This window comes from Bacillus sp. WC2507 (assembly GCF_052656125.1).
Window position 1 is genome coordinate 2674152 of record NZ_JBQXPN010000001.1, and the last position, 19913, is coordinate 2694064.

At 35.0% G+C, this 19913-nt stretch carries 23 protein-coding genes and 1 riboswitch; of the genes, 14 read left to right on the plus strand and 9 right to left on the minus strand.

Annotation, left to right across the window (positions count from 1 at the left end; all coding sequences use genetic code 11):
- Nucleotides 1–73: 73 nt before the first annotated feature.
- The 3 genes from ACUN28_RS14250 to ACUN28_RS14260 all read right to left on the minus strand — a co-directional run bounded on the left by ACUN28_RS14250 (nucleotide 74) and on the right by ACUN28_RS14260 (nucleotide 2763).
- Entirely contained in the window at nucleotides 74–844 is a 771-nt protein-coding gene (locus ACUN28_RS14250; RefSeq protein ID WP_016136744.1) for a DNA alkylation repair protein, read from the minus strand.
- Between the two features lie 33 nt (nucleotides 845–877).
- A complete protein-coding gene (locus ACUN28_RS14255; protein WP_016134839.1) occupies nucleotides 878–1183 on the minus strand; it encodes an iron-sulfur cluster biosynthesis family protein in 306 nt (101 codons plus the stop codon).
- Between the two features lie 113 nt (nucleotides 1184–1296).
- The gene (locus ACUN28_RS14260; protein ID WP_016087310.1) at nucleotides 1297–2763 is read right to left on the minus strand and encodes an amino acid permease; all 1467 of its coding nucleotides are present in this window, start codon (nucleotides 2761–2763) and stop codon (nucleotides 1297–1299) included.
- A 112-nt stretch (nucleotides 2764–2875) separates the two neighbouring features.
- Nucleotides 2876–3068: riboswitch (Lysine riboswitch) on the minus strand.
- 386 nt (nucleotides 3069–3454) lie between these two features.
- On the opposite strand from ACUN28_RS14260, the gene ACUN28_RS14265 reads away from it, so the two are divergent.
- Nucleotides 3455–3904, plus strand: a complete 450-nt coding sequence (locus ACUN28_RS14265; RefSeq protein ID WP_000764612.1) for a GNAT family N-acetyltransferase — start codon at nucleotides 3455–3457, stop codon at nucleotides 3902–3904.
- A 39-nt stretch (nucleotides 3905–3943) separates the two neighbouring features.
- Here ACUN28_RS14265 and ACUN28_RS14270 read toward each other — a convergent pair whose 3' ends face one another.
- Nucleotides 3944–4846 (minus strand): sulfite exporter TauE/SafE family protein, encoded by a 903-nt coding sequence (locus tag ACUN28_RS14270; protein ID WP_016136743.1) that lies wholly within the window; start codon nucleotides 4844–4846, stop codon nucleotides 3944–3946.
- A 206-nt stretch (nucleotides 4847–5052) separates the two neighbouring features.
- Here ACUN28_RS14270 and ACUN28_RS14275 point away from each other — a divergent pair, with 206 nt between their 5' ends.
- From ACUN28_RS14275 to ACUN28_RS14300, 6 genes are all read left to right on the plus strand, one after another.
- Entirely contained in the window at nucleotides 5053–5850 is a 798-nt protein-coding gene (locus ACUN28_RS14275) for a VOC family protein (protein WP_016134836.1), read from the plus strand.
- A 14-nt stretch (nucleotides 5851–5864) separates the two neighbouring features.
- Nucleotides 5865–6803 (plus strand): aminoglycoside phosphotransferase family protein, encoded by a 939-nt coding sequence (locus ACUN28_RS14280; protein WP_016136742.1) that lies wholly within the window; start codon nucleotides 5865–5867, stop codon nucleotides 6801–6803.
- 13 nt (nucleotides 6804–6816) lie between these two features.
- Nucleotides 6817–7560: a metallophosphoesterase family protein gene (locus ACUN28_RS14285; protein WP_016136741.1), complete on the plus strand. Its 744-nt coding sequence runs from the start codon at nucleotides 6817–6819 to the stop codon at nucleotides 7558–7560.
- 174 nt (nucleotides 7561–7734) lie between these two features.
- Nucleotides 7735–7860 (plus strand): hypothetical protein, encoded by a 126-nt coding sequence (locus tag ACUN28_RS14290; protein WP_016087316.1) that lies wholly within the window; start codon nucleotides 7735–7737, stop codon nucleotides 7858–7860.
- Nucleotides 7861–7986: 126 nt separating this feature from the next.
- A complete protein-coding gene (locus ACUN28_RS14295) occupies nucleotides 7987–8529 on the plus strand; it encodes a GrpB family protein (RefSeq protein WP_000358205.1) in 543 nt (180 codons plus the stop codon).
- A gap of 276 nt (nucleotides 8530–8805) precedes the next feature.
- A complete protein-coding gene (locus ACUN28_RS14300) occupies nucleotides 8806–9630 on the plus strand; it encodes a DUF2785 domain-containing protein (RefSeq protein WP_016087317.1) in 825 nt (274 codons plus the stop codon).
- Nucleotides 9631–9766: 136 nt separating this feature from the next.
- Here the strand turns inward: ACUN28_RS14300 and ACUN28_RS14305 are convergent, their stop codons facing one another.
- Nucleotides 9767–10639 carry a hypothetical protein gene (locus ACUN28_RS14305; RefSeq protein ID WP_016087318.1) on the minus strand — a complete coding sequence of 291 codons (873 nt, stop codon included), beginning with the start codon at nucleotides 10637–10639 and terminating at the stop codon, nucleotides 9767–9769.
- A gap of 244 nt (nucleotides 10640–10883) precedes the next feature.
- Between ACUN28_RS14305 and ACUN28_RS14310 the strand changes: the two genes are divergently transcribed.
- Complete coding sequence (locus ACUN28_RS14310; protein WP_016087319.1) at nucleotides 10884–11198, plus strand: DUF3892 domain-containing protein; 315 nt, start codon at nucleotides 10884–10886, stop codon at nucleotides 11196–11198.
- A gap of 84 nt (nucleotides 11199–11282) precedes the next feature.
- Here ACUN28_RS14310 and ACUN28_RS14315 read toward each other — a convergent pair whose 3' ends face one another.
- Nucleotides 11283–11723, minus strand: coding sequence for a YaiI/YqxD family protein (locus tag ACUN28_RS14315; protein ID WP_000708783.1), 441 nt, complete (start codon nucleotides 11721–11723; stop codon nucleotides 11283–11285).
- Between the two features lie 81 nt (nucleotides 11724–11804).
- Complete coding sequence (gene pdxR / locus ACUN28_RS14320) at nucleotides 11805–13247, minus strand: MocR-like pyridoxine biosynthesis transcription factor PdxR (protein ID WP_016136740.1); 1443 nt, start codon at nucleotides 13245–13247, stop codon at nucleotides 11805–11807.
- Nucleotides 13248–13371: 124 nt separating this feature from the next.
- Between pdxR and ACUN28_RS14325 the strand changes: the two genes are divergently transcribed.
- On the plus strand, nucleotides 13372–14283 hold the full coding sequence (locus tag ACUN28_RS14325; protein ID WP_016087321.1) for a DMT family transporter: 912 nt from the start codon (nucleotides 13372–13374) through the stop codon (nucleotides 14281–14283).
- A gap of 18 nt (nucleotides 14284–14301) precedes the next feature.
- Here ACUN28_RS14325 and ACUN28_RS14330 read toward each other — a convergent pair whose 3' ends face one another.
- Nucleotides 14302–14766, minus strand: a complete 465-nt coding sequence (locus ACUN28_RS14330) for an NUDIX hydrolase (protein ID WP_016136739.1) — start codon at nucleotides 14764–14766, stop codon at nucleotides 14302–14304.
- Between the two features lie 96 nt (nucleotides 14767–14862).
- Between ACUN28_RS14330 and ACUN28_RS14335 the strand changes: the two genes are divergently transcribed.
- The 4 genes from ACUN28_RS14335 to ACUN28_RS14350 are packed head-to-tail and all read left to right on the plus strand — an operon-like array spanning nucleotide 14863 to nucleotide 17663.
- Nucleotides 14863–15270: a DUF3980 domain-containing protein gene (locus tag ACUN28_RS14335; RefSeq protein ID WP_016136738.1), complete on the plus strand. Its 408-nt coding sequence runs from the start codon at nucleotides 14863–14865 to the stop codon at nucleotides 15268–15270.
- A 17-nt stretch (nucleotides 15271–15287) separates the two neighbouring features.
- Nucleotides 15288–15758, plus strand: a complete 471-nt coding sequence (locus tag ACUN28_RS14340; RefSeq protein WP_001198088.1) for a GNAT family N-acetyltransferase — start codon at nucleotides 15288–15290, stop codon at nucleotides 15756–15758.
- A gap of 48 nt (nucleotides 15759–15806) precedes the next feature.
- Nucleotides 15807–16697: an AraC family transcriptional regulator gene (locus ACUN28_RS14345; protein WP_016136737.1), complete on the plus strand. Its 891-nt coding sequence runs from the start codon at nucleotides 15807–15809 to the stop codon at nucleotides 16695–16697.
- Between the two features lie 24 nt (nucleotides 16698–16721).
- Nucleotides 16722–17663, plus strand: coding sequence for a serine hydrolase domain-containing protein (locus ACUN28_RS14350; RefSeq protein WP_016136736.1), 942 nt, complete (start codon nucleotides 16722–16724; stop codon nucleotides 17661–17663).
- 220 nt (nucleotides 17664–17883) lie between these two features.
- On the opposite strand, the gene ACUN28_RS14355 is transcribed toward ACUN28_RS14350, so the two are convergent.
- Nucleotides 17884–18639 (minus strand): CPBP family intramembrane glutamic endopeptidase, encoded by a 756-nt coding sequence (locus ACUN28_RS14355; protein ID WP_080120061.1) that lies wholly within the window; start codon nucleotides 18637–18639, stop codon nucleotides 17884–17886.
- A 227-nt stretch (nucleotides 18640–18866) separates the two neighbouring features.
- Here ACUN28_RS14355 and ACUN28_RS14360 point away from each other — a divergent pair, with 227 nt between their 5' ends.
- A complete protein-coding gene (locus ACUN28_RS14360; protein ID WP_016136734.1) occupies nucleotides 18867–19892 on the plus strand; it encodes an SDR family oxidoreductase in 1026 nt (341 codons plus the stop codon).
- The last annotated feature ends 21 nt before the right edge of the window (nucleotides 19893–19913 follow it).

Genomic DNA, 19913 nt, shown 5'->3' on the forward strand with positions numbered 1-19913 from the left:
ATAATTGCTTTATATAAAAGGAAAAAACGCTTATACTTCATTTTTGAAGCATAAGCGTTTTTGTTTAAAATACTTAAAAAGAAAAATCTTTTGGTAAAGTACCATTTTTAAGCACCGTTCGTAACCCATGTTTTATAATCCAAGGGTTAACAGGATACTGGTTATCGCGTAATTGCTGCAACCATTGAAAAACGAGTTCTTTATCTTCTTTCGTAATATCGTTAATATGATTGGCTACTGATTTTTGGACATATTTAGAAGGGTCATTCATTAATGACTCTAAAAGTTTTAAATTGTTCTTAAAGTCACCTTTCAGAGCTCCTATTTTTTTAGCCCAAGGAAGTCTTGGTCTTGTACCTTCGGAAACTAATCTCCTAATGTGGCTGTTTTCGTCATGAATCCACTGTTGTAATATGTTTAGTGTATCTTCATGATATGTTTCAAGAAAAGGCCGAATGGCATATTCAGCAGTATTCCTTTTTGTTATTTCATACATTGCGTTGAATGAGGTTTCAAAATCGTTAAGCCCATATTTTTCAACGTATTTTGCAATAGGCATGTACATATATCCGTTTGTAAATGTGCCTACTTCTGTTGTATTTTCTGGTCCCAATGTTTTCAGTAATATATGTATTGCTGCATGAAAATCTTTTTGTAAAGCATTGTGTAATTCATCTGCAATTACTTCAATACGCTGCTTTAACTCTAAACTTTCAACTTTACATGTTACGGAAGATACGAAGTTTCTTTTCGAGAAAGTAGGATCGTGTTTACAAATAGAATCAGCCATACTTTCTACTAATTCTTCATTAAATAAAAATTTCAACGGAACATATTTACCCATGTTTTCACCTCGGTGGTCAAATAAAAACAATTTTTATTTTTTAATCGACAATCCATAAACCAAAGTCTCACTCGGAGTCGTAATACTAAAACCAGTCGTCTTATAATCAAGTTTCACCGTATCACCAGTGTAGTCTTTCGTGAATGAATCCATTTGTACGATAAGCTCTGCATCTTCATATACAACGTCATCTGCATCATATGTATCCCAAATTAAATCCACATCAACGAAAATACTACAAGAGTTTGTCATTGTTCCTCTAATGCGAATGATCTTTTTGTCTTCACGTTCTAATCTATGTATAGCTGCTTTTGCTTCATCAGTAATACGAATGTTCATGGTATCCCAACCTTTATTTATATTTCCTTTATTATTGCAAAAACAGGAGCAATAGGGAAGGGAGAAGCATTGGAATAAAAAACGAGCAAACAAATTTGTTTGCTCGTTTTACTTTATTTTAGTTCACATTTATCAAGCGGAATCACTTTCGTTTTCTTCGTAAATTTATATCCTAACCATAGTACTAAGAAGAGTGGTAAACCGATATAAGAAACGAGTACACCGTTCCAATCGATTGATTCGCCCATAAATGCGCCGTAGTTTTGACCTAAAATTACGATGACACAAAGTGCAAATGCGAAGATTGGACCGAACGGGAACCATTTCGCTCTATATGGTAAGTCTTTTAAATCTTTACCTTGAGCGATATATGCTTTACGGAAACGGTAATGACTAATTGCGATTCCGACCCATGCGATAAAGCCAGACATTCCAGATGCGTTTAATAACCAAATGTATACAACACCGTCACCGAATAATGAGGCAATAAAAGCGATACTACCGACAATTGACGTTACGATTAATGCGTTAACAGGTACACCGCGGCTATCTAATTTACCAAGAAACTTTGGTGCTTTTCCCTGGCGAGCTAGATCCCAAAGCATACGAGTTGATGCATACATACCAGAGTTACCAGCAGACAGTACTGCCGTTAAAATAACAGCGTTCATAACAGAAGCAGCAAAGGCAACGCCCGCTTTTTCAAAAATAAGTGTAAATGGACTTACTGTTACATCGCTTGCAGCAAGGCTTTCAGTCGTATAAGGAATTAATAAACCGATAACGAGAATCGCAAGGATATAGAATAAAAGAATACGCCAAAAGATCGAGCGAATTGCTTTTGGAATGTTACGCTCTGGATCAGCAGTTTCACCAGCAGCTACTCCTAATAATTCAGTTCCTTGGAAGGAGAAACCAGCAGCCATAAATACACCGATAATTGCCATAATGCCGCCATTAAATGGTGCATCTGCAACAGTGAAGTTTTTAAAGCCAACAGATTCGCCGCCCATAATTCCAAAAATCATCATGAAGCCGACAATTAAAAAGATAATAATAGTAACTACTTTAATAAGTGCGAACCAATATTCAGATTCACCAAACCCTTTAACAGATAAATAGTTTAAAAGGAAAATAATAGCTAAACATAATCCACTCCAAATAAGAGAAGGAGTATCTGGGAACCAAAATTTCATAATTAATGTTACAGCAGCTAGTTCAGCAGCAATTGTAATGGCCCAGTTATACCAATAGTTCCATCCAAGTGCAAAGCCAAGTGATGGATCAACAAACTTTGTTGCGTACGTACTAAAAGATCCAGTAACAGGCATGTAAGCTGCGAGTTCAGCTAAGCTTGTCATTAAAAAGTAAACCATAATTCCAATTGCGGCGTATGCAATTAATGCACCGCCAGGACCAGCAGAATGGATAACACCACCGCTAGCAAGAAATAGTCCGGTACCGATTGTACCACCGAGAGAAATCATCGTAAGGTGACGAGATTTTAATCCGCGTTTTAATTCACCTTGTCCTTGTGTAGTTTGCGTTTTAGAGGTAGATTGATTTGTTGCGCTATTCATGTTCAACACTCCTTTTCTTGTAGGTTAGGAAGGAGCGGGGGAGAAAAATACAAAAAACCGCCAAAGGAATTTGGCGGAACGTTTCACAAATAACCACCCCATCATACCCTTCCGTTAAGATAGCACCCCACGTTTACACGGTAATTTTGTAAACGTGACAGTTCTGTTCCTTTCGGAGACAGCCCCAGCTTATACTTCCAGAGAAGAAATATAAACTTCGGCAACTTTTCCTTTCAAACGAAGTCAGGGACATTCTCTGTGTCTCGTCCGTTTTACTTTTAAAAGTCGCAACCTCTACCTCATCGGATTGATGAGGATTTTATATATTGCTAAGATTTTTAATATATGGCAATTGTAATGAGTTTCTGAATATATTGCAAGATATTTTGTTAGGAAAAGTCAAAAAATATCGGTTATTGTATAGGAAACGCTTGCAAAACTCCACCCGAACCTACTGTTATGTAACAAAAAATAAAGAAAGAAATTGTTATACAAATGTTTCGCAAAAAATATTGGAAAACCCTTTAAAAATAAAAGAAAATTCTGAAAATATAATTCGACATAACTATTAAAAGAGGAATATTCCTTAAATTCGTTTCAAAGAATAAGTATAAATCTGATAAATAGAATGAATATTCTTTTTATTTCTGATAAAATTGAGGTATTGTTTAATTGAAAAGGGGAAATCAACATGAAATTAGAAACAGAAAGGCTCTATATAGTGCCGTGTACAGAAGAGAGTATTCACGTTGCTAACGAGCAAGGGTATAATAGTGGTCCACATATTGTAGGGCATGTAGAAAATATAAAGCAAGATAAGGATTTATTACCTTGGGGCGCGTGGTATGTCATTCGAAAAGAAGATGACATCGTTCTAGGTGATGTAGGGTTTAAAGGGAAACCAAATGAGGAACATACAGTAGAAATTGGTTATGGATTTATTGAGAAATATTGGAATAAAGGGTATGCAACAGAAGCTGTAAGAGAATTAATAAATTGGGCTTTTCAAACAGAACAGGTAGAAACAATTATTGCAGAGACACTTCTAGAAAATGATGGATCGATTCGTGTATTAGAGAAATTACATATGAAGAGAATTGGCAATACAGAGACAATGATTAATTGGAGAATGGAAAAATAAAAAATACCGCTCGAAGTATATCGGGCGGTATTTTTATCGTTATGGTAGCATTTGCTTTTGATCATTCGGATATCCGGCGGTCGATGCGTTAGAATGTTTGGAATGATTGCGAACAGCAATGAAAATAGAAATAATAACGACAAGACCAACTGCCACGTAAGAAAGTGAAATAATAGTTGGATCCACTTTAAATGTAGTAAGCAGTGTACGAATGTTTGTAAAGATAATAAGGCCACCAACTAATACGCCAAGTAAATGAGAAGGTACGATGCGCACTAACCACGCGGCGATTGGTGCCGCAACGATACCACCGAGCATGAGAGAAAATACCCAAACCCAACTTACTTGTTCCCAGCCAAGTGAAATGAAAAATCCAATTGTTGCAGCGAGTGAAACAGGAAATTCACTCGTATCTACAGAGCCGATAACTTTTCTAGCTTCGTTTCCTCTTGCTAAAAGTACAGGTGTCGTAATTGGACCCCAGCCACCACCACCAGTTGAATCAACGAATCCAGCGAATAAGCCAAGCGGAACAAGCTGTTTAGCAGACATACGTTTCTTTGAAGTGACAATTTGTTTTTGAATGATGAATCGTAATAAAATATAAACCCCTAAAGTAAATAAAAATACGGAAATGTACGGTTTAATTACATCGCCAGGTAAATTACTTAAAAAACATGCCCCAATAAATGCGCCAACTGCTCCTGGCAATGTAAGCCTGGAAACGGTATATTTATCAACGTTTCCAAATTTGATGTGGGATGCACCAGAAGCGGCGGTTGTAACGACTTCAGCTAAATGAACAGATGCGGAAGCGACAGCAGGTGCGATACCAAACATTAGTAAAAGTGAGGTAGATGTTACCCCATACGCCATTCCAAGTGCTCCGTCAATCAATTGAGCGAAAAATCCAATAATAGCAAAGACAATTAATTTCTGCATAAATAATCCCCCTGTAATAGTAAATGAAAAAGGCACTTTTCCCGTATGAGAAAAGTGCCTTTGGTTTTTCCAATCAGCAATAATTAAATTTGTTTCATTATAATACACATTAATCGTATAAATCAACTAGGTTTTAAAGTTTTTTGAATTGAACGAAATAAAAATAAAATATACAATAAAAGGATGGAGAGAAAGGGGAGAAAGACATGTTACGATTTGATCATCTCGTACACGCAGTGAATTGTACACCGGAGGAAGCGGCAAAGCAAATGCAGGAACTTGGATTTCATACTGTATTAGGCGGAGAGCATACTACTTGGGGTACTTGGAATAGTTTAAGTTATTTTGATTTATCATACATAGAATTTCTGGCAGTTCAACATGAAGAAAAAGCGAAAGAAGCAGAAAATCCATTAGTACAAGAAACAGTGGTGAAATTACAAACTGGAGAAGGTATGTTACAAATCGCAATTCGAACAGATGCCATTGAAGAATTAGCAGATCAGTTTAGTAAATACGGTTTACAAACGATAGGGCCATTTGAAGGGAAGCGTATGAGAAAAGATGGCCGCCTTTTAGAATGGAAAATGTTATTTGTAAAGCAAGAAGAAAATGGACCGAAATTACCTTTCTTTATACAGTGGAATGAAACAGACGAAGAAAGAAGAAATGATTTACGCAACATAGGGACAATCACTGAACATAAAAACAAAGTACAACAAATTGAAACGATTCATTACGCAGTGAAAAGCGTTCGAGAAACGGTGCGGAAATGGAAAGAAGTAATGGGGCTAACAGCAAGCTCAATCATACAAAATGAAGAATGGAATGCGGAGTGTCAAAGCGTATCATTCGGTGACATTCATGTGCAGTTTTGTGAACCGGTTGGAGAAGGGCTAGTACAAGAATGTTTGAAGCATCATGGCGAATATCCATTTGCAGTGGAGTTTAAAGGGGAAAATAAACGAGAGCATGAAGTGTTAGGTAGTTTGTACATATATTGATAGAGGTGAATGCTTTGGAAGAAATGCTTAGAGAGATAGAGAGAAGACTAGAATGGCCTCGTATTATAAAGTGTACAGCTATTTCAAAAGGTTTTTCACATGAAGAGAAATATAAAGTTGAATTAGAGAATCGAGAAACATATTTTGTAAAAGTATGTGATGCTGTTCATTTTGAGCGAAAACATGAAGAATATACGTATATGAAACAATTAGAGTTATTACATATTCCAACGCCCAAGTTGATTCATTTCATAAAACTTGAGGAACTAAATAAATGTGTTCAAGTATTTGAATGGACCCAAGGTGTAAATGGTGAAGAAGGTTTAGGGAAGTTATCGGTGGAAGAACAGTATAATGCAGGAAGAAAAGCAGGGGAAGTATTAAAGAGGATTCACTCAATTGAAAGAGAAAGTGCAAGTAATAGATGGGAAACAATTAGATGGAATAAGTATGAAAGATATATAGAGGCATTAGCAGATTACGAGGTGAACTTTCTGGATTTGAAGCCCGTATTAACCTTTGTAGAAAATCATAAGTATTTATTGGAGAATCGTCCAATCACATTTTTACATGATGACTTCCATCCAGCAAATAGTATGATTCATAATAAGGAATTTATCGTTATCGATTTTGGTGGATATGATTTTGGCGATCCAATACACGATTTTTATAACGTAGCGATTTTTACTACAAGAATAAGCAAACCATTTGCGGTTGGACAAGTTCAAGGTTATTGCGGAGGCGAACCATCGCTTCATTTTTGGCAACTGTACTCATTATATGCAGCAATGACATTCCCAGCTGATATCGTATGGACAAACCGAAGCACGCCGCATTTAGTAGATGATATGAAGGAAAGATTGAACGGAATTTTAGAAGATCATAATCATTTTTCATCCTATATTCCAAAATGGTATCAATCACAACATGAGGATATAATAAACAATAAGTAATGGAGGGATTTATATGGATAAAATAGCGGTAATTTCAGATATTCACGGTAATATTCCAGCATTAGATTCTGTACTGAAAGATATTAAAGTAAGAGGAATTGAGCACATCATTTGTCTTGGAGATCTAGTTGGAAAAGGTCCTCATTCTAGTGAAGTGATTGAAATCATTCGTAAAGAATGTGATGGAGTTGTAATGGGGAACTGGGATGATTTTATTACAAAACCGACTGAATTTCAGGCGTTAAAATGGCATCAAAAACAACTATCGGAAGAACACAATGACTATTTAAGAAACTTACCATTTTCAATCGAATTTTATATGAGCGGCAAACTCATTCGTATGTTCCACGCTTCGCCGAGAAGTTTATATGAAAGAATTCAACCACATGCCTCAAGAGAAGAACGGATTAGTATGTTCGAAAACAGTGAGCTCACAGAGAATATAGAAGGGGAAAGAAAACCAGATGTCGTTTGCTACGGTGACGTTCACCAAGCGTTCGTTCAAAATTTCAGAGGGAAAACGTTATGTAATGCTGGTAGTGTAGGTAATCCTCTTGAAATTACACAAGCGTCCTATTTAATATTTGAAGGAACTTACGATAAAAAAGAAGCAGCGAGCTTTTCCATTCAACTCGTACGTGTACCGTATGATATTGAATTGGCCATCAGGCTAGCAGAAGAACTCAATATGCCAGAGATTGAAGAATACAAACAAGAGTTACGCACTGCTTTATATCGAGGATTTAAGGGAAAGTAAGCCAATCATAATATATCAACGATTTTTCAAATATATCTATCGTAACTTAAAATATATCAACGTTTTTTTCGATATATCAACGATTCGACAAAGGATATCGACTTACCGACAAATAGTGACACATAATTTTACTCATAATAATATTATGTAAACAGGTTGTGTGGAGGAAATATCATGAACCGAAAACAACGTATGAAAGAAATTGTAGATCATATTTTAAAATTAAACGTAACCCATCCAACAAGAGTTGGAGTAAGTGGTATTACAGCGTCAGGAAAAACAACATTCGCAAACGAATGAGCATAATCCGAAAGAGTGTGCGGATGTTGTTTTTCAGAATAGCAATTTTGACGATCCGTTAGTTATATGTAAAGGAATTTAATATCGTTTATATAGCAAAAAATTTGTGAAAGGGTGATGTTTTGGGTGGATAAAAAAGATAATCCGAACGAATGGCCTGTGTGGGCGAATGAGTCAGTAGAGATAGTTAATGCAAATCCTGATTGGCAAGATAAAGGCCGATGTGAAGAACAGCAACTATATGAACTGCTTGCTCCTCACGGTATAAGCAAAGTAATACATATAGGAAGTACATCCATACCTGGTTTACCAGCAAAACCTATCATTGATTTAATGGCTGAAATAGACTCATTTGATAGAGTACTACATATTTCAGCGAAATTGGGCATATATAATTGGCATTATGTAAGCCCAGAATTAGATGAAAGACCTTGGAGAAGGTTCTTTGTGAAAGTTAAGAATAATAGGCGTGTAGCGCACCTGCATTTGATGGTTAAAGGAACTGAGCGATGGGAGCAACAACTTTTATTTCGTAACCGCTTACGAGAAAATCCACAATTAGTTTATGAGTATTCAAATCTTAAACAAGATTTAGCTAAAAGATTTAACCAAGATAGAGAAGCATACACAAAAGCTAAAACAGAATTTATTAAACAAGTTCTAAAATGATTTAAATTTTGATTGTAACTACGTTTGAATATAAAAGAAAAAACATACTTTATTTTATAACTTAAACTTACATGAAATGCATGTAAACAAAGTGAGAGACTACGATGCTCTAATGTATTTCCTTTTATTTATCATGATAAATTTTATATAATTGAATCAAGTTCATAGAAAGATAGGTACTAAAACGATTCTAAAAATCGACTTGATTTTATGAAAAAAATTAAAGGGAATAAGGAAAAAATAAGTTAATAAAGTACAAAGGGGACAGGAAATCTAATGAATGAAGTACTAGAATTAAAAGAAGAACTACTACAAATTAAAAATAATAATTATGCTGTACCAGAAGATGTAGATGCATATCCATATGCGCAGTGGATGTTAGATTATATCGGATCACCTGATGCTGAATTACGCGATGATTTAATTTATAGTACGCTTCATACATGGATTACAAGTGATGTGTTTAGACAAAAAGAATTACGAGGGTTAATGCTACAAGCGATTAGTCCTGATTATTTATTTTATAAAATTGGTGAAAAGGGCACAGACTCTGTATTTAAACGTGCATTCTCCGTATTAATTCCGCCACTTATTTTATCTGTTCATGAAAGAGAACCATTGTTATCTGAAGAGCAACTGTACAGTGTGGCAGAACAAGTGTTGGAATATGTATATTTAGAAGAAGATGTAAGAGGTTACGTAGAAGGAAAAGGTTGGGCACATTCTACAGCACACGCTGCTGATGCACTCGATGCGTTAGCACGTACTATACAAAATCGTGAGTTTTCATATGCGATCCTTGCAGCTGTTCGCCAGAAGGTTCGATTAAGTGATTACGTATATGTGCACTTTGAAGATGAGAGATTAGTAGCGCCAATTATGTCGTTACGCAACCAAAATATTTTAACTGAAGAAGAGTGGAGCAATTGGCTACATAGCATAGCAACTGTTGAAGACATCCGACATCCGCAGCATGCTATTTTAGTACAAAATATTAGAACTTTCTTAAGAAGTTTTTATTTTAGAGTTTTAGAGGCGGAAGGTAGTACAGCCTTTACAGATGATATATTGGAGACTTTGAAGGGCTTGTGTAGGTATTAAAAAAGAGAAATATAAGAAAAGAATAAGCGTAAAAACCGATTATACATGTAGGCTCTCTACAAAAATAATCGGTTTTTTAGTTGAATTGAAATTTTCGACTTAACTATACATGTGCTTGTATGTAATAAGAAATGTATTAAATATGTAATTGTGGATTTTCTTCATATAAACTATTCATATACTGTTTTAAATTCTTAATGAACAATAAAATATTTTGACTAGCCATTCTAGCATGTTGAAGATGAAATATATTTCTTTTTCCAATTTCAAATTCATCTGAAGTTAAAGTAATAGGGATATTTTTAAAGACATGCCATGGGAAATATAAGTGTACAAAGGTTTCTCTAAAATATATACCTGATTCACAAATTAATACTCCATCAGATCCTTTCCCCATATTCCCAAGGACAGATGTATCTAAAAAAGCGATGATTTGTTCTTCTTTTGAAACGATAAATCGTGCCTCAATTGATTTTAATTTTTTGTCTGAAATATGAGTGTCTACAAATAATCCGTTATCAGGTTCTAATAATTCATTGTATGTTTCAAATAATGAGCAAATTGATTTTATCTCATTAATTTTTATAACTGGATGTATATCATGTTGTTTAGAATTTTGGAATGAATTTGTAAGAGCTATAAGTAATTCTTTAAATAACAGTGGTGGATAATCACTCCCGCTAATATTAAAGCTTTTTTGTGCATCAAAAGATAAGAAACCATCTTTATCAATTTCAATTTGTTGCACTTCAATTAATTGATCCCATATCAATTTTCCTTTACCTAATAACCAATTTTTCCAGTATAAACCCGAACTCGTAAAGTAAACACCATACTTGCCTGATCCAAATAAATTACAACTTAAAAAAGCAATAATTTGATCATCCGTTGGTATAGAAAAACGTTTTTGGGCAATTGATAAGAAATCTTTAGGGATTCTAGTAACATAAAATCTAGATTGCTGATACTCTAAACAAATATCAGTTAAACGATTAATATCTATATTCATCTTAGCCATTCTCCATTTCAAATTTCGTTTCGACATAATCAATTATAAAGTTGTCAGGAAAATATTAACACTTAAATTTAGCTTAAATTAAGAAGGTAAGGAACTATAAATAGATTTGTATTAGGCTACAAAAAATGACCAGTATTCTTTATTTGGAGTAGTAAAGACTTGTTAAGGTAATAAAAAGGTACATAAAACCAACACCTCCCAACCATACTAATAAAATGAGTTGGAGGTGAGTTTTATGGACAAAAAAAACTTTGAAAAAGTTTATAATGATTACTTACATCAAGGAGAAGCGGAAGCTCAATTTGAAGTAGACCATGAAGTCAATTCAGGAGCAGAACAAATTGTTGCCGTTCGTAAAAATGATGATGGGGATTTAATAGCTTTTAAAACAAGTAGCGGGAGAGAGTTAGATTATATGACTGCTCTTAGTGAAGCAAAATCAGGGAAGTTAGCTCATGTGGACGTATTTCATAAGTATGGTAGAGATATTATACGTAGTGAACCGGATGGAATAAAAGAAAATAACTTAGATAATTTACCTTCATTTTAAAAGGGTAAACCCCAAGAAGAGAATGTTCATTCCGATATTCTCTTCTTTTTTATAAAGCTTTCCCTACAAATAGAAGATTCATTTCTAAAGTGCAATCATACTTTTAAAGAGCGCTCTAAATTTCTCTTTATCTTCTGCAGTAAATGGTTTTGGTCCCTTTGTACGCTTACCGCTTTTTCGAACCATTGCACTTAAATACCGAGTTTGTAACAATTGTTCAATGTTTTCATTCGTATACTTATAGCCTTTATGGTGTAGAACGATACAGCCTTTTGCTAAAGCAAGCGAAGCAAGACCGTAATCTTGTGTTACGATTAAATCTTCTTTTTTTGCTAACTGCATAATCCGGTAATCTGCAGCATCTGCTCCAGAATCAACATAAATTGTTTCTACGCCTGTTGGCTGTTCTGCATTAGAATAATGAGAAAAGCTAGTAACGAGTGTAACAGGGATTTCTACATTCGTAGCTTCGGAAATAATCACATCTTTTACAGGACAAGCATCTGCATCAACGTAAATTTTCATTTTTATCACTCCTATAACTAGGCTCGTGTTGATAATAATGGTAGATTTTTCTTTTGTCAAACGAGAAAGCTTTATCTCACGTTATTTTTCACAAAGCAAAATAGCCTCACGTAAACGAGAAATCCCTTCCTCAATTTGATCAATATTCACTTTTCCATAAGATAAACGAATATAACCATCTTTCGCACCGAAAATACTACCGGGCATAAAGGCGATTTCTTGTTTTAAACTTTGCATAATAAGTTGTTTTTCGTTTATCGGTTCTTTTAATTTTCCCCATATGTATATACCACCGGTCGGGTTTGAAAATGAGATTTTATCGTGAAGTTGCTTATTTAGGGCACGAACGATAACGTCTCTTTTTTCTGCTAGTTGTTTTCGTAACGGTACGATATGTGACTGAAATGGTACAGTTTCGAAAAATTGCTGCATAAGCCACTGCGGGAAAATGCTCATACCTAATTCCATTTGATGCCGTGCGTCAGATAACCTTTCAACTACAGACTGCGGGGCGACAAGCCAGCCAACTCGTAAGCCTGGTGCAATCATTTTTGATAAGGAATGTACATAAATGACTGTCCCATTTTCATCTATTGATTTTAAAGTAGGGCAAGGTTGTTTCTTTTCTAGCGTAAGTAGACTGGACGGATCATCTTCCACAATCGCAATTCGTAAGTCTGCGCAAAGTGATAACAGTTTTTTTCTACGGTTTGGATGTAGCATTGTGCCCGTAGGATTTTGGAAATTTGGATTTAAAAAGATCATTTTAATACGGTGCTTTCTATATAACTCTTGCACATCGTCTGGATTAATACCGTGTTCATCGACAGGTAATGGGAAAATACGAATACCTGCTGATTGGAATAACGGTAAGGAATAACAGTGCGATGGACTTTCGAAAGCGACAGCATCACCGGGATTTAATAAACATTGTACGATAAGGTGAAGTGCTTGCTGTGCGCCAGATGTAATCATAATGGATTGTTCAGTCGCTTCAACTTTTAAATATTCCTTCATATATTTTACGACCGCTTGTCTTAGCGGAAGATAGCCTTGCGGATGATCATAACTTAATGAATGCGTTAACGGTTGTTCTCGTAAAATCGTTTGTAGTTGCTCGTGAGGATAGAGATTACAACCGAGCTCTCCGTTTGCAAAATCTATAATATTTTCATTTTGTTGTACTTCTGCTCGAATATGGCGAAGTAGGGGTAAGTTTGGTAAGAAAGTACCACCTTCTACGAAATTTCTCCAGTTCGGCGTTAATGTTGGAGAAACACCCCACATATGTGTACTCACACGTGTACCTTTACCAGTCGTACTTTCTACAATTCCCATAGCACGCAGCTCATTATAAGCAGTCGTTACCGTACTTCGGTTTACATTTAATTGCGTAGCTAATTTCCGTTCTGAAGGGAGGAAGCTTCCAGGAGGAAGTTCTCCGTATGTAATACGTTTTTCAATAAAGTCAACAACTTGCTGATAAATTGGGATTTTACTTTCGTTATCTAGCTTCCATTCCATACAAACGCCTCCGCATCTCTTATATACATTCAGTATAACAAATTGGCTGGGGAAAAAAACAGCCAATTGGACGGTGCTATATCCAGCCAATTTTACTATGCTAAATATGGAAGGGGAGATTCGGATGAAACGATGGCAAATGGAGTGGCTCCTAGTATCAGTAGCATTAGTATGGGGAGCAAATTATACAATTGGAAAGTATGGCGTGGCATATATGTCATCCATTCAATTTAATAGTTTACGATTTTTAGTAGCATCTCCGGTATTATTACTTATTACATTTATGATGGAACGCTCATTACGTATTGAAAGAAAAGATTGGTTACGATTAATAGCAGTCGGTATCGTTGGTACGGCAATGTATCAAACGATGTTTATGCTATCTGTGAAATATACTTCAGCAACGAACGCCTCATTATTAATTGCGATGTCACCTATTTTTACAGGGATATTAGCAGTATTACACAAACAAGAACGTTTTTCGATGAAAGTTCAAATTGGTTCAATCGTAGCGTTTATTGGTGCAGCATTCGTTTTATTAACAGGGCATACAGGAGGAGCTACTTACGAGTATGCGTGGCTCGGAAATATAATTGGATTAGTCGCAGCAATTGCTTGGGGATGGTATCCAATTTTAGCACAACCTCTTATTACAAAATACTCCGCAATGAGAGTGACTTCATGGTCTACTTTAATTGGAATTGTACCGCTTGTTATATACTGTTTATTCAATGTAAACACATTAACGTGGCCAGTAGACATGCCAAGCTGGGGTTCTCTAGCATATTCAATCATCTTTGCGACCATCTTTGGGCTAGCAATGTGGTATGTTGGCATTAGTCAAATAGGTTCAACGAAAGTAATGGTTTATATGTATCTTGTACCATTGTTCGCAGTTATCTTTGCGGCAGTAACAATTGGAGAGCAAATTAATATGATGCAACTCGTTGGCGGACTTATAATTTTTGTGGGTCTATATGTTGTAAAAAAAGGCGGAATCAAAAAGCCTGCTCTCAATTTGAAAAAAGTAAGTTAGTGGTAAAAAGGATCTCTTTCATATAGAAGGAGATCCTTTTTGTTTTCGTAATAAAAGAGCTTGTTCAACAGCCCATTTTTGATGATCGTGAATGAGAAGTTCAACAGCAAGTAATGGAGACATCCACCGTAAAACATGATCATCCTCACAGTTTTCAGTTTGTTTCTGCACCATGTTCGCAATATAAAAGAACCCATCGTTTAAATAATATGTTTCTTCCTTTTCCGCATAAAAATATCGTGCTGTATTACCGATATATTGATCAATTTCAATTACCCATCCTAATTCCTCTAGTAGTTCACGGTGCAAACATGCATCTTTTGTTTCATCACCTTCCATACCGCCACCGGGTAAAAAGTAACGGCCTCCTTTTTGGATAGCAGCAATCTTTGAAGAGGAATTAAAAATAATCGCATAACAACTAGGTCTTAATACATAATGAACGGTAGATTTTTTCGAGCCAAATGTGAGTTTCGAAATCATAAAACACGATCTTTCTCTATAAAATACATAAAAGGGATATTAAGGTAAAAATAGAATTATATAAGTATAATCTTATTAGATTGGAGTGGTAAAAATATGATAAATCGAAAATGTTCAAGATGTAAAGAAATAACTGGTGCATTGCATGGTGGTAAAAAAATTAAGGAAGAATTTTTATGTGAGGACTATTTGCAAAAAGGAATCGAGAGCGGGGAAATCGAATTATCACAAGTGGAGCAAGAACAAACTTCGTATCTTTCTATAAAAATATTAAAAATAATGAGTGTGATTTATTTAATAGCATCTATTTTTATGGCTTTTTCAACCGGTCCATTTATACACAATATGGGATTTGATGAAATGTCCGTTTCAGGATCAGAATTAGGTTTAATAAGTATTGTTATGCTAGGTTCTATATTCCAGTCTGTTCTTGTATTTTGCGGGATTTGGGTATTCATTCTCTTAGTAGAAACCGTAATTAAAATATATGAAAAAATGAAGTGAGTGAGAGGGAGAAACATATGCAAGTAAGAAACATCCAAGGGGAAGATTATGTAAAGATTCATTCTGTTTTAAATGATTGGTGGGGCGGGAGAGACATGGCTGCTATGTTGCCAAAATTGTTTTTCGTTCACTTTCAAGAAACGAGTTTTATTATTGAAGAAGATGGCGAAACGTTAGGTTTTTTATGCGGGTTTTTTTCACAAACATATAAAGATGAAGCATACGTTCATTTTATCGGTGTAAATCCAAAGTATAGAAGAAGAGGAATCGCATCGACATTGTATTCTTATTTCTTTGATATTACTCGTGCAAATAACCGTAAAGTTGTAAAAGCAATCACGTCACCAACTAATAAAAACTCGATACAGTTTCATCAAGAAATCGGTTTTCGAATTGATACAGGAGATGATGAGATAGAAGGTGTATCGGTACATACAAATTATGACGGGAACGGCGGTAGTAGAGTTTTATTTTTAAAGCATGTGTAAAAGTAGGCTAGCGCCAAGTTAGCCTTTTTGTTGTGAGGAGGCAAGGATATGGAGAGTTCTCAAAGTAGAAATGAGTATGTAAGACGCATACATACAGTTCAAGATTATATAGAATCAAACATAGACAGTTCACTATCCATTGAAGAGTTAGCGGATATAGCAGGATTTTCGAAGTATCATTTTCATCGGATTTTTAAAGGAATAGTTGATGAGCCATTATCTCGGTATGTGAATCGCTTGAAACTAGAAAGGGCAACACATCTACTTACATATCGAGCAGACATGACGATTACAGATATTGCGTATCACTTCGGATTCACAGATTCAGCTGTTTTCTCCCGAACATTTAAAAATTATTACGGTGTACGTCCGTCTCAATATCGAAATGACAATAGCAAGAATTGCAAAGACGTAAGCAGAGCTTCTCAATACAATGAATGTAAGAAGGTTCGAGGTAATGTTGAAATTGTAACAGCGGATGATATAAACGTCGCATACATAAGACATATTGGTACATATGAGGAGTTAACTATAGCTTTTCCAGAAATGATAGAGAAATTATTTTATTACGCAGCGGAGCAAAACTATCATGTATTTGGGGATACGAAAGTATTAACCATTTACCACGATCATCATGAGTTTACTGAGGATCATCATTTAAGAACAAGTTTATGTATAACAATTCCGGATGCGTCCGCAGTAAAAACGAGTGATATTGGAATAATGGTAATACCTTCTGGAAAGTATGCAGTAGGGCATTTTAAAATATTCCAGGATGAATATAAAGGAGCATGGGATTTCTTATACGGTGAGTGGCTTCCAAATAGCGGATATAAACCGAGAGATTCGTATCCTTTTGAAGTATATAAAAATGATCCCAAGCAGCATCCCAAGCATAAACATATAGTTGATATATATGTACCTATCGAACCTTTTTAATCATAGGTTAAAGGAGAAAGAATAATGAAAACTGCTGAAAAGTTAGATCAAATTATAAAAGAAGAATATAAAAATATGAATGGTATGTTAGTAGTGCAGAAAGAGAATGTTATTTTTGAAAAATATTATAACGGACACGGTCCAGATGATGCATTTCATGTAGCGTCAGTTACAAAAACGATAATCTCTGCGCTAATTGGGATATGTATAGATAAAGGCTATATAAAAAGCGTTGATCAAAAAGTAATAGAGTTTTTCCCGACATATACTGTCAATTCATCTGAAATAACAGTACGACATCTTCTTACAATGACGGCTCCATATCCTTTCATAGACTGGCAGGAACCATTAGAAGAACTATGTACACAAGAGGATTGGGTACAGTATACACTTAATAGAATGGGGAACGGCGGAGAAATCGAATCTTTTAAGTACTCATCTGCAGGAGCGCATGTACTATCAGCAATTATTACGAGCGCAACAGGAAAAAGTGCGCGTGAATTTGCGAATGAATACTTATTTCAGCCACTTGGCATGAGAGAAATTCCAAACTACAATATGAAAGCATTTGGATTTGATGACTTATTCAGAAAAGATGTGAAAGGATGGGTTCACGATCCAAATGGTATTTCGACGGGCGGATGGGGACTAACGTTAACGGTTAGGGATATGGCTAAGTTTGGACAATTGTATTTGAATGAAGGTACGTATGATGGAAAACAAACTCTTTCAAAATCGTGGGTACAAGAATCAACAGCGATGAATTCAAATCAATATGGTTATTTATGGTGGTTACGAAAAGAAGATGGAATCTTTTCATACTGTGCAATGGGTGATGGTGGGAATGTGGTTTGTTGTATTCCAGAGAAGGAATTGGTGGTGGTAATTGCTTCTGAAGTCATACCGAATGCAGGGGATAGATGGAAGTTAATGAAAGAGTGCATATTTCCTTATTTCAAAGATTAATATGGTTATTTTTATGAAAATAAGAATGAAAGGTTTAGTTAAACTTGCTTTGTTCTTCATGATAGAAAAAAGTGTTATATTAACCAAGTTGAGCAACTAAGATTAGAAAACTTCAACACCTATACGATTATTGAATAATTGCAAGGTGTTGAAGTACTTTATAATCTATTAAAGCTGCTTTCAACTAAAAGAAGAAACATCTTTTTTCTTAGCTGTTTAACTATTTTTTAACTTTGTGAAGTATAAGATACATCGTGCCCAGCACAATTGCTAGTAAGGTAAATTTGATTAATTCTATTAGGCTGGCATCCCACTTGTTTTGTACTACATCTGTTAAATAAAATACATTAAACATACCATGTAAAATTGCGGGTGATATTACAGAACCACCATATTCTCTCGTGTACGTCAAAATTAAAGACAATATAAATAATAAAGAGAGATAACTTAATATTCCTACAAACTGAAACTCATAATTTTTATAAAAGATAGCTACTGGTAAATGCCATGAAGACCAAAGCAAAGCTATAATAATAGCTGTTTGCATAAATGAATATTTTTTTCGTAAATAGAAATGAAAATTCCCTCGCCATATAATCTCTTCTAATAATGCAGATAAAGATCCAATTGTAAGACCAACGAGCAAGAGAAATCCTAATTCATTCCAATGATGATATAAGAACTTTATATCATAAATATAAAAATAAAAATGGAGACATAGCCCTAGAAGTAGTGGAAATAATATGGAGAAAATTAGTGTTTTTATTTTTGGGCGTGAAATTCCAAATGTATGAACTATTTTTTGTTTCTTATATAATGTTTGATATGAAATAACCGCTAAAAGCGGAACAACCATTGTAAACCCCAAATAATTACGACCATTTTCTATGTTCAGCAAGATCATATATACAAGTGATGTAAGAAAATAAATACATAATGTTGAATGATAAACTATGTGTTTATTAATATTTTTCACCTGCCTAAGTATGTATAAGTGGTTAATCGAATATCCGATATTTTAATTATATATGAAATGGAAATCGACAGAATGAATATTTCCATATTATTGTTTTTAAGATAGAAAAAGTGTCGAAATTGCATATATTGAACTTGTAGAAAAAAATAAATTATCCCCCGTAACTTTTCACAACAAAAAATCGTTAAACAAAAGAATAGATTTTTTATTACGAATGGGGGAGAACCATGAAAATTCTAATACTAGGCGGTACACGATTTTTAGGAAGAGCATTTGTAGAAGAAGTTTTGAACAGGGGGCACGAGGTTACAGTATTTAATCGTGGAACAAACAAAGAGATTTTCCCTGAAGTGGAACATTTAATCGGTGACAGAAATGGTAATGTATTAAGCTTAGAGAATCGAAAGTGGGATGTTGTCATAGACACGTGTGGCTTTTCTCCGCATCACATTCGGAATGTTGGAGAAGTATTAAAAAATCATATAAAGCATTATATATTCATCTCAAGTCTTTCCGTATATAAAGACTGGATTCCACATGACATAAAAGAAGACTATATATTACAACCTGAACCGACGGAAGAGCAAATAAAGGCTGTAGAGAATGGTGAAGTTTCTCCTTATGAGCATTATGGTGCGCTGAAAGTATTATGTGAAAAAGAAGCAGAGAAGTATTGGCCGGGGCGTGTTTTACATGTAAGAGCAGGACTTCTTTCAGGAATGTTTGATTATACAGATCGACTAACATACTGGATTCAGCGTGTTGCAAAAGGAGGTAAAGTGTTAGTTCCAGGAAGAAAAGACCGTCCAGTGCAGATGGTTGATATAAAAGATGTCGCGTGCTTTGGACTCAACATGGCAGAAAATAATAAAGCAGGTACATTCAATATAACAGGTCCGAATGATAAATTGACGATGGAAGAGCTATTAAATACGTGTAAAAAGGTTACGAATAGCGATGCTGAATTTGTTTGGGTAGACGAATCGTTTATGAGTGAACATAATGTGCAGCCTTGGACAGAAATGCCTTTGTGGATTCCAGAAACTTTCCCATTAGATGGTGAGACGAAGCCGTGGAGAGGCGGGTTTTCTATTTGTATCGAAATTGCGGTTAATGAAGGGCTTACTTTTAGAAGAATAGAAGAGACCGTTACAGATGTGTATGAGTGGATGGAGAGTACGGACGAATGGAAATTAAAAACAGGTATTTCAGGCGAGAGAGAGAAAGAATTGTTAGAAAAGTGGAATGGATAGTTTTTATAGATAATAGGAATG

Excerpts from the sequence above, each read along its gene's own strand:
- ACUN28_RS14250 (WP_016136744.1), bottom strand. The coding sequence starts at position 844 with ATGGGTAAATATGTTCCGTTGAAATTTTTATTTAATGAAGAATTAGTA.
- ACUN28_RS14255 (WP_016134839.1), bottom strand. The coding sequence starts at position 1,183 with ATGAACATTCGTATTACTGATGAAGCAAAAGCAGCTATACATAGATTA.
- ACUN28_RS14260 (WP_016087310.1), bottom strand. The coding sequence starts at position 2,763 with ATGAATAGCGCAACAAATCAATCTACCTCTAAAACGCAAACTACACAA.
- ACUN28_RS14265 (WP_000764612.1), top strand. The coding sequence starts at position 3,455 with ATGAAATTAGAAACAGAAAGGCTCTATATAGTGCCGTGTACAGAAGAG.
- ACUN28_RS14270 (WP_016136743.1), bottom strand. The coding sequence starts at position 4,846 with ATGCAGAAATTAATTGTCTTTGCTATTATTGGATTTTTCGCTCAATTG.
- ACUN28_RS14275 (WP_016134836.1), top strand. The coding sequence starts at position 5,053 with ATGTTACGATTTGATCATCTCGTACACGCAGTGAATTGTACACCGGAG.
- ACUN28_RS14285 (WP_016136741.1), top strand. The coding sequence starts at position 6,817 with ATGGATAAAATAGCGGTAATTTCAGATATTCACGGTAATATTCCAGCA.
- ACUN28_RS14290 (WP_016087316.1), top strand. The coding sequence starts at position 7,735 with ATGAACCGAAAACAACGTATGAAAGAAATTGTAGATCATATTTTAAAA.
- ACUN28_RS14300 (WP_016087317.1), top strand. The coding sequence starts at position 8,806 with ATGAATGAAGTACTAGAATTAAAAGAAGAACTACTACAAATTAAAAAT.
- ACUN28_RS14305 (WP_016087318.1), bottom strand. The coding sequence starts at position 10,639 with ATGAATATAGATATTAATCGTTTAACTGATATTTGTTTAGAGTATCAG.
- ACUN28_RS14310 (WP_016087319.1), top strand. The coding sequence starts at position 10,884 with ATGGACAAAAAAAACTTTGAAAAAGTTTATAATGATTACTTACATCAA.
- ACUN28_RS14315 (WP_000708783.1), bottom strand. The coding sequence starts at position 11,723 with ATGAAAATTTACGTTGATGCAGATGCTTGTCCTGTAAAAGATGTGATT.
- pdxR (WP_016136740.1), bottom strand. The coding sequence starts at position 13,247 with ATGGAATGGAAGCTAGATAACGAAAGTAAAATCCCAATTTATCAGCAA.
- ACUN28_RS14325 (WP_016087321.1), top strand. The coding sequence starts at position 13,372 with ATGAAACGATGGCAAATGGAGTGGCTCCTAGTATCAGTAGCATTAGTA.
- ACUN28_RS14330 (WP_016136739.1), bottom strand. The coding sequence starts at position 14,766 with ATGATTTCGAAACTCACATTTGGCTCGAAAAAATCTACCGTTCATTAT.
- ACUN28_RS14335 (WP_016136738.1), top strand. The coding sequence starts at position 14,863 with ATGATAAATCGAAAATGTTCAAGATGTAAAGAAATAACTGGTGCATTG.
- ACUN28_RS14340 (WP_001198088.1), top strand. The coding sequence starts at position 15,288 with ATGCAAGTAAGAAACATCCAAGGGGAAGATTATGTAAAGATTCATTCT.
- ACUN28_RS14345 (WP_016136737.1), top strand. The coding sequence starts at position 15,807 with ATGGAGAGTTCTCAAAGTAGAAATGAGTATGTAAGACGCATACATACA.
- ACUN28_RS14350 (WP_016136736.1), top strand. The coding sequence starts at position 16,722 with ATGAAAACTGCTGAAAAGTTAGATCAAATTATAAAAGAAGAATATAAA.
- ACUN28_RS14360 (WP_016136734.1), top strand. The coding sequence starts at position 18,867 with ATGAAAATTCTAATACTAGGCGGTACACGATTTTTAGGAAGAGCATTT.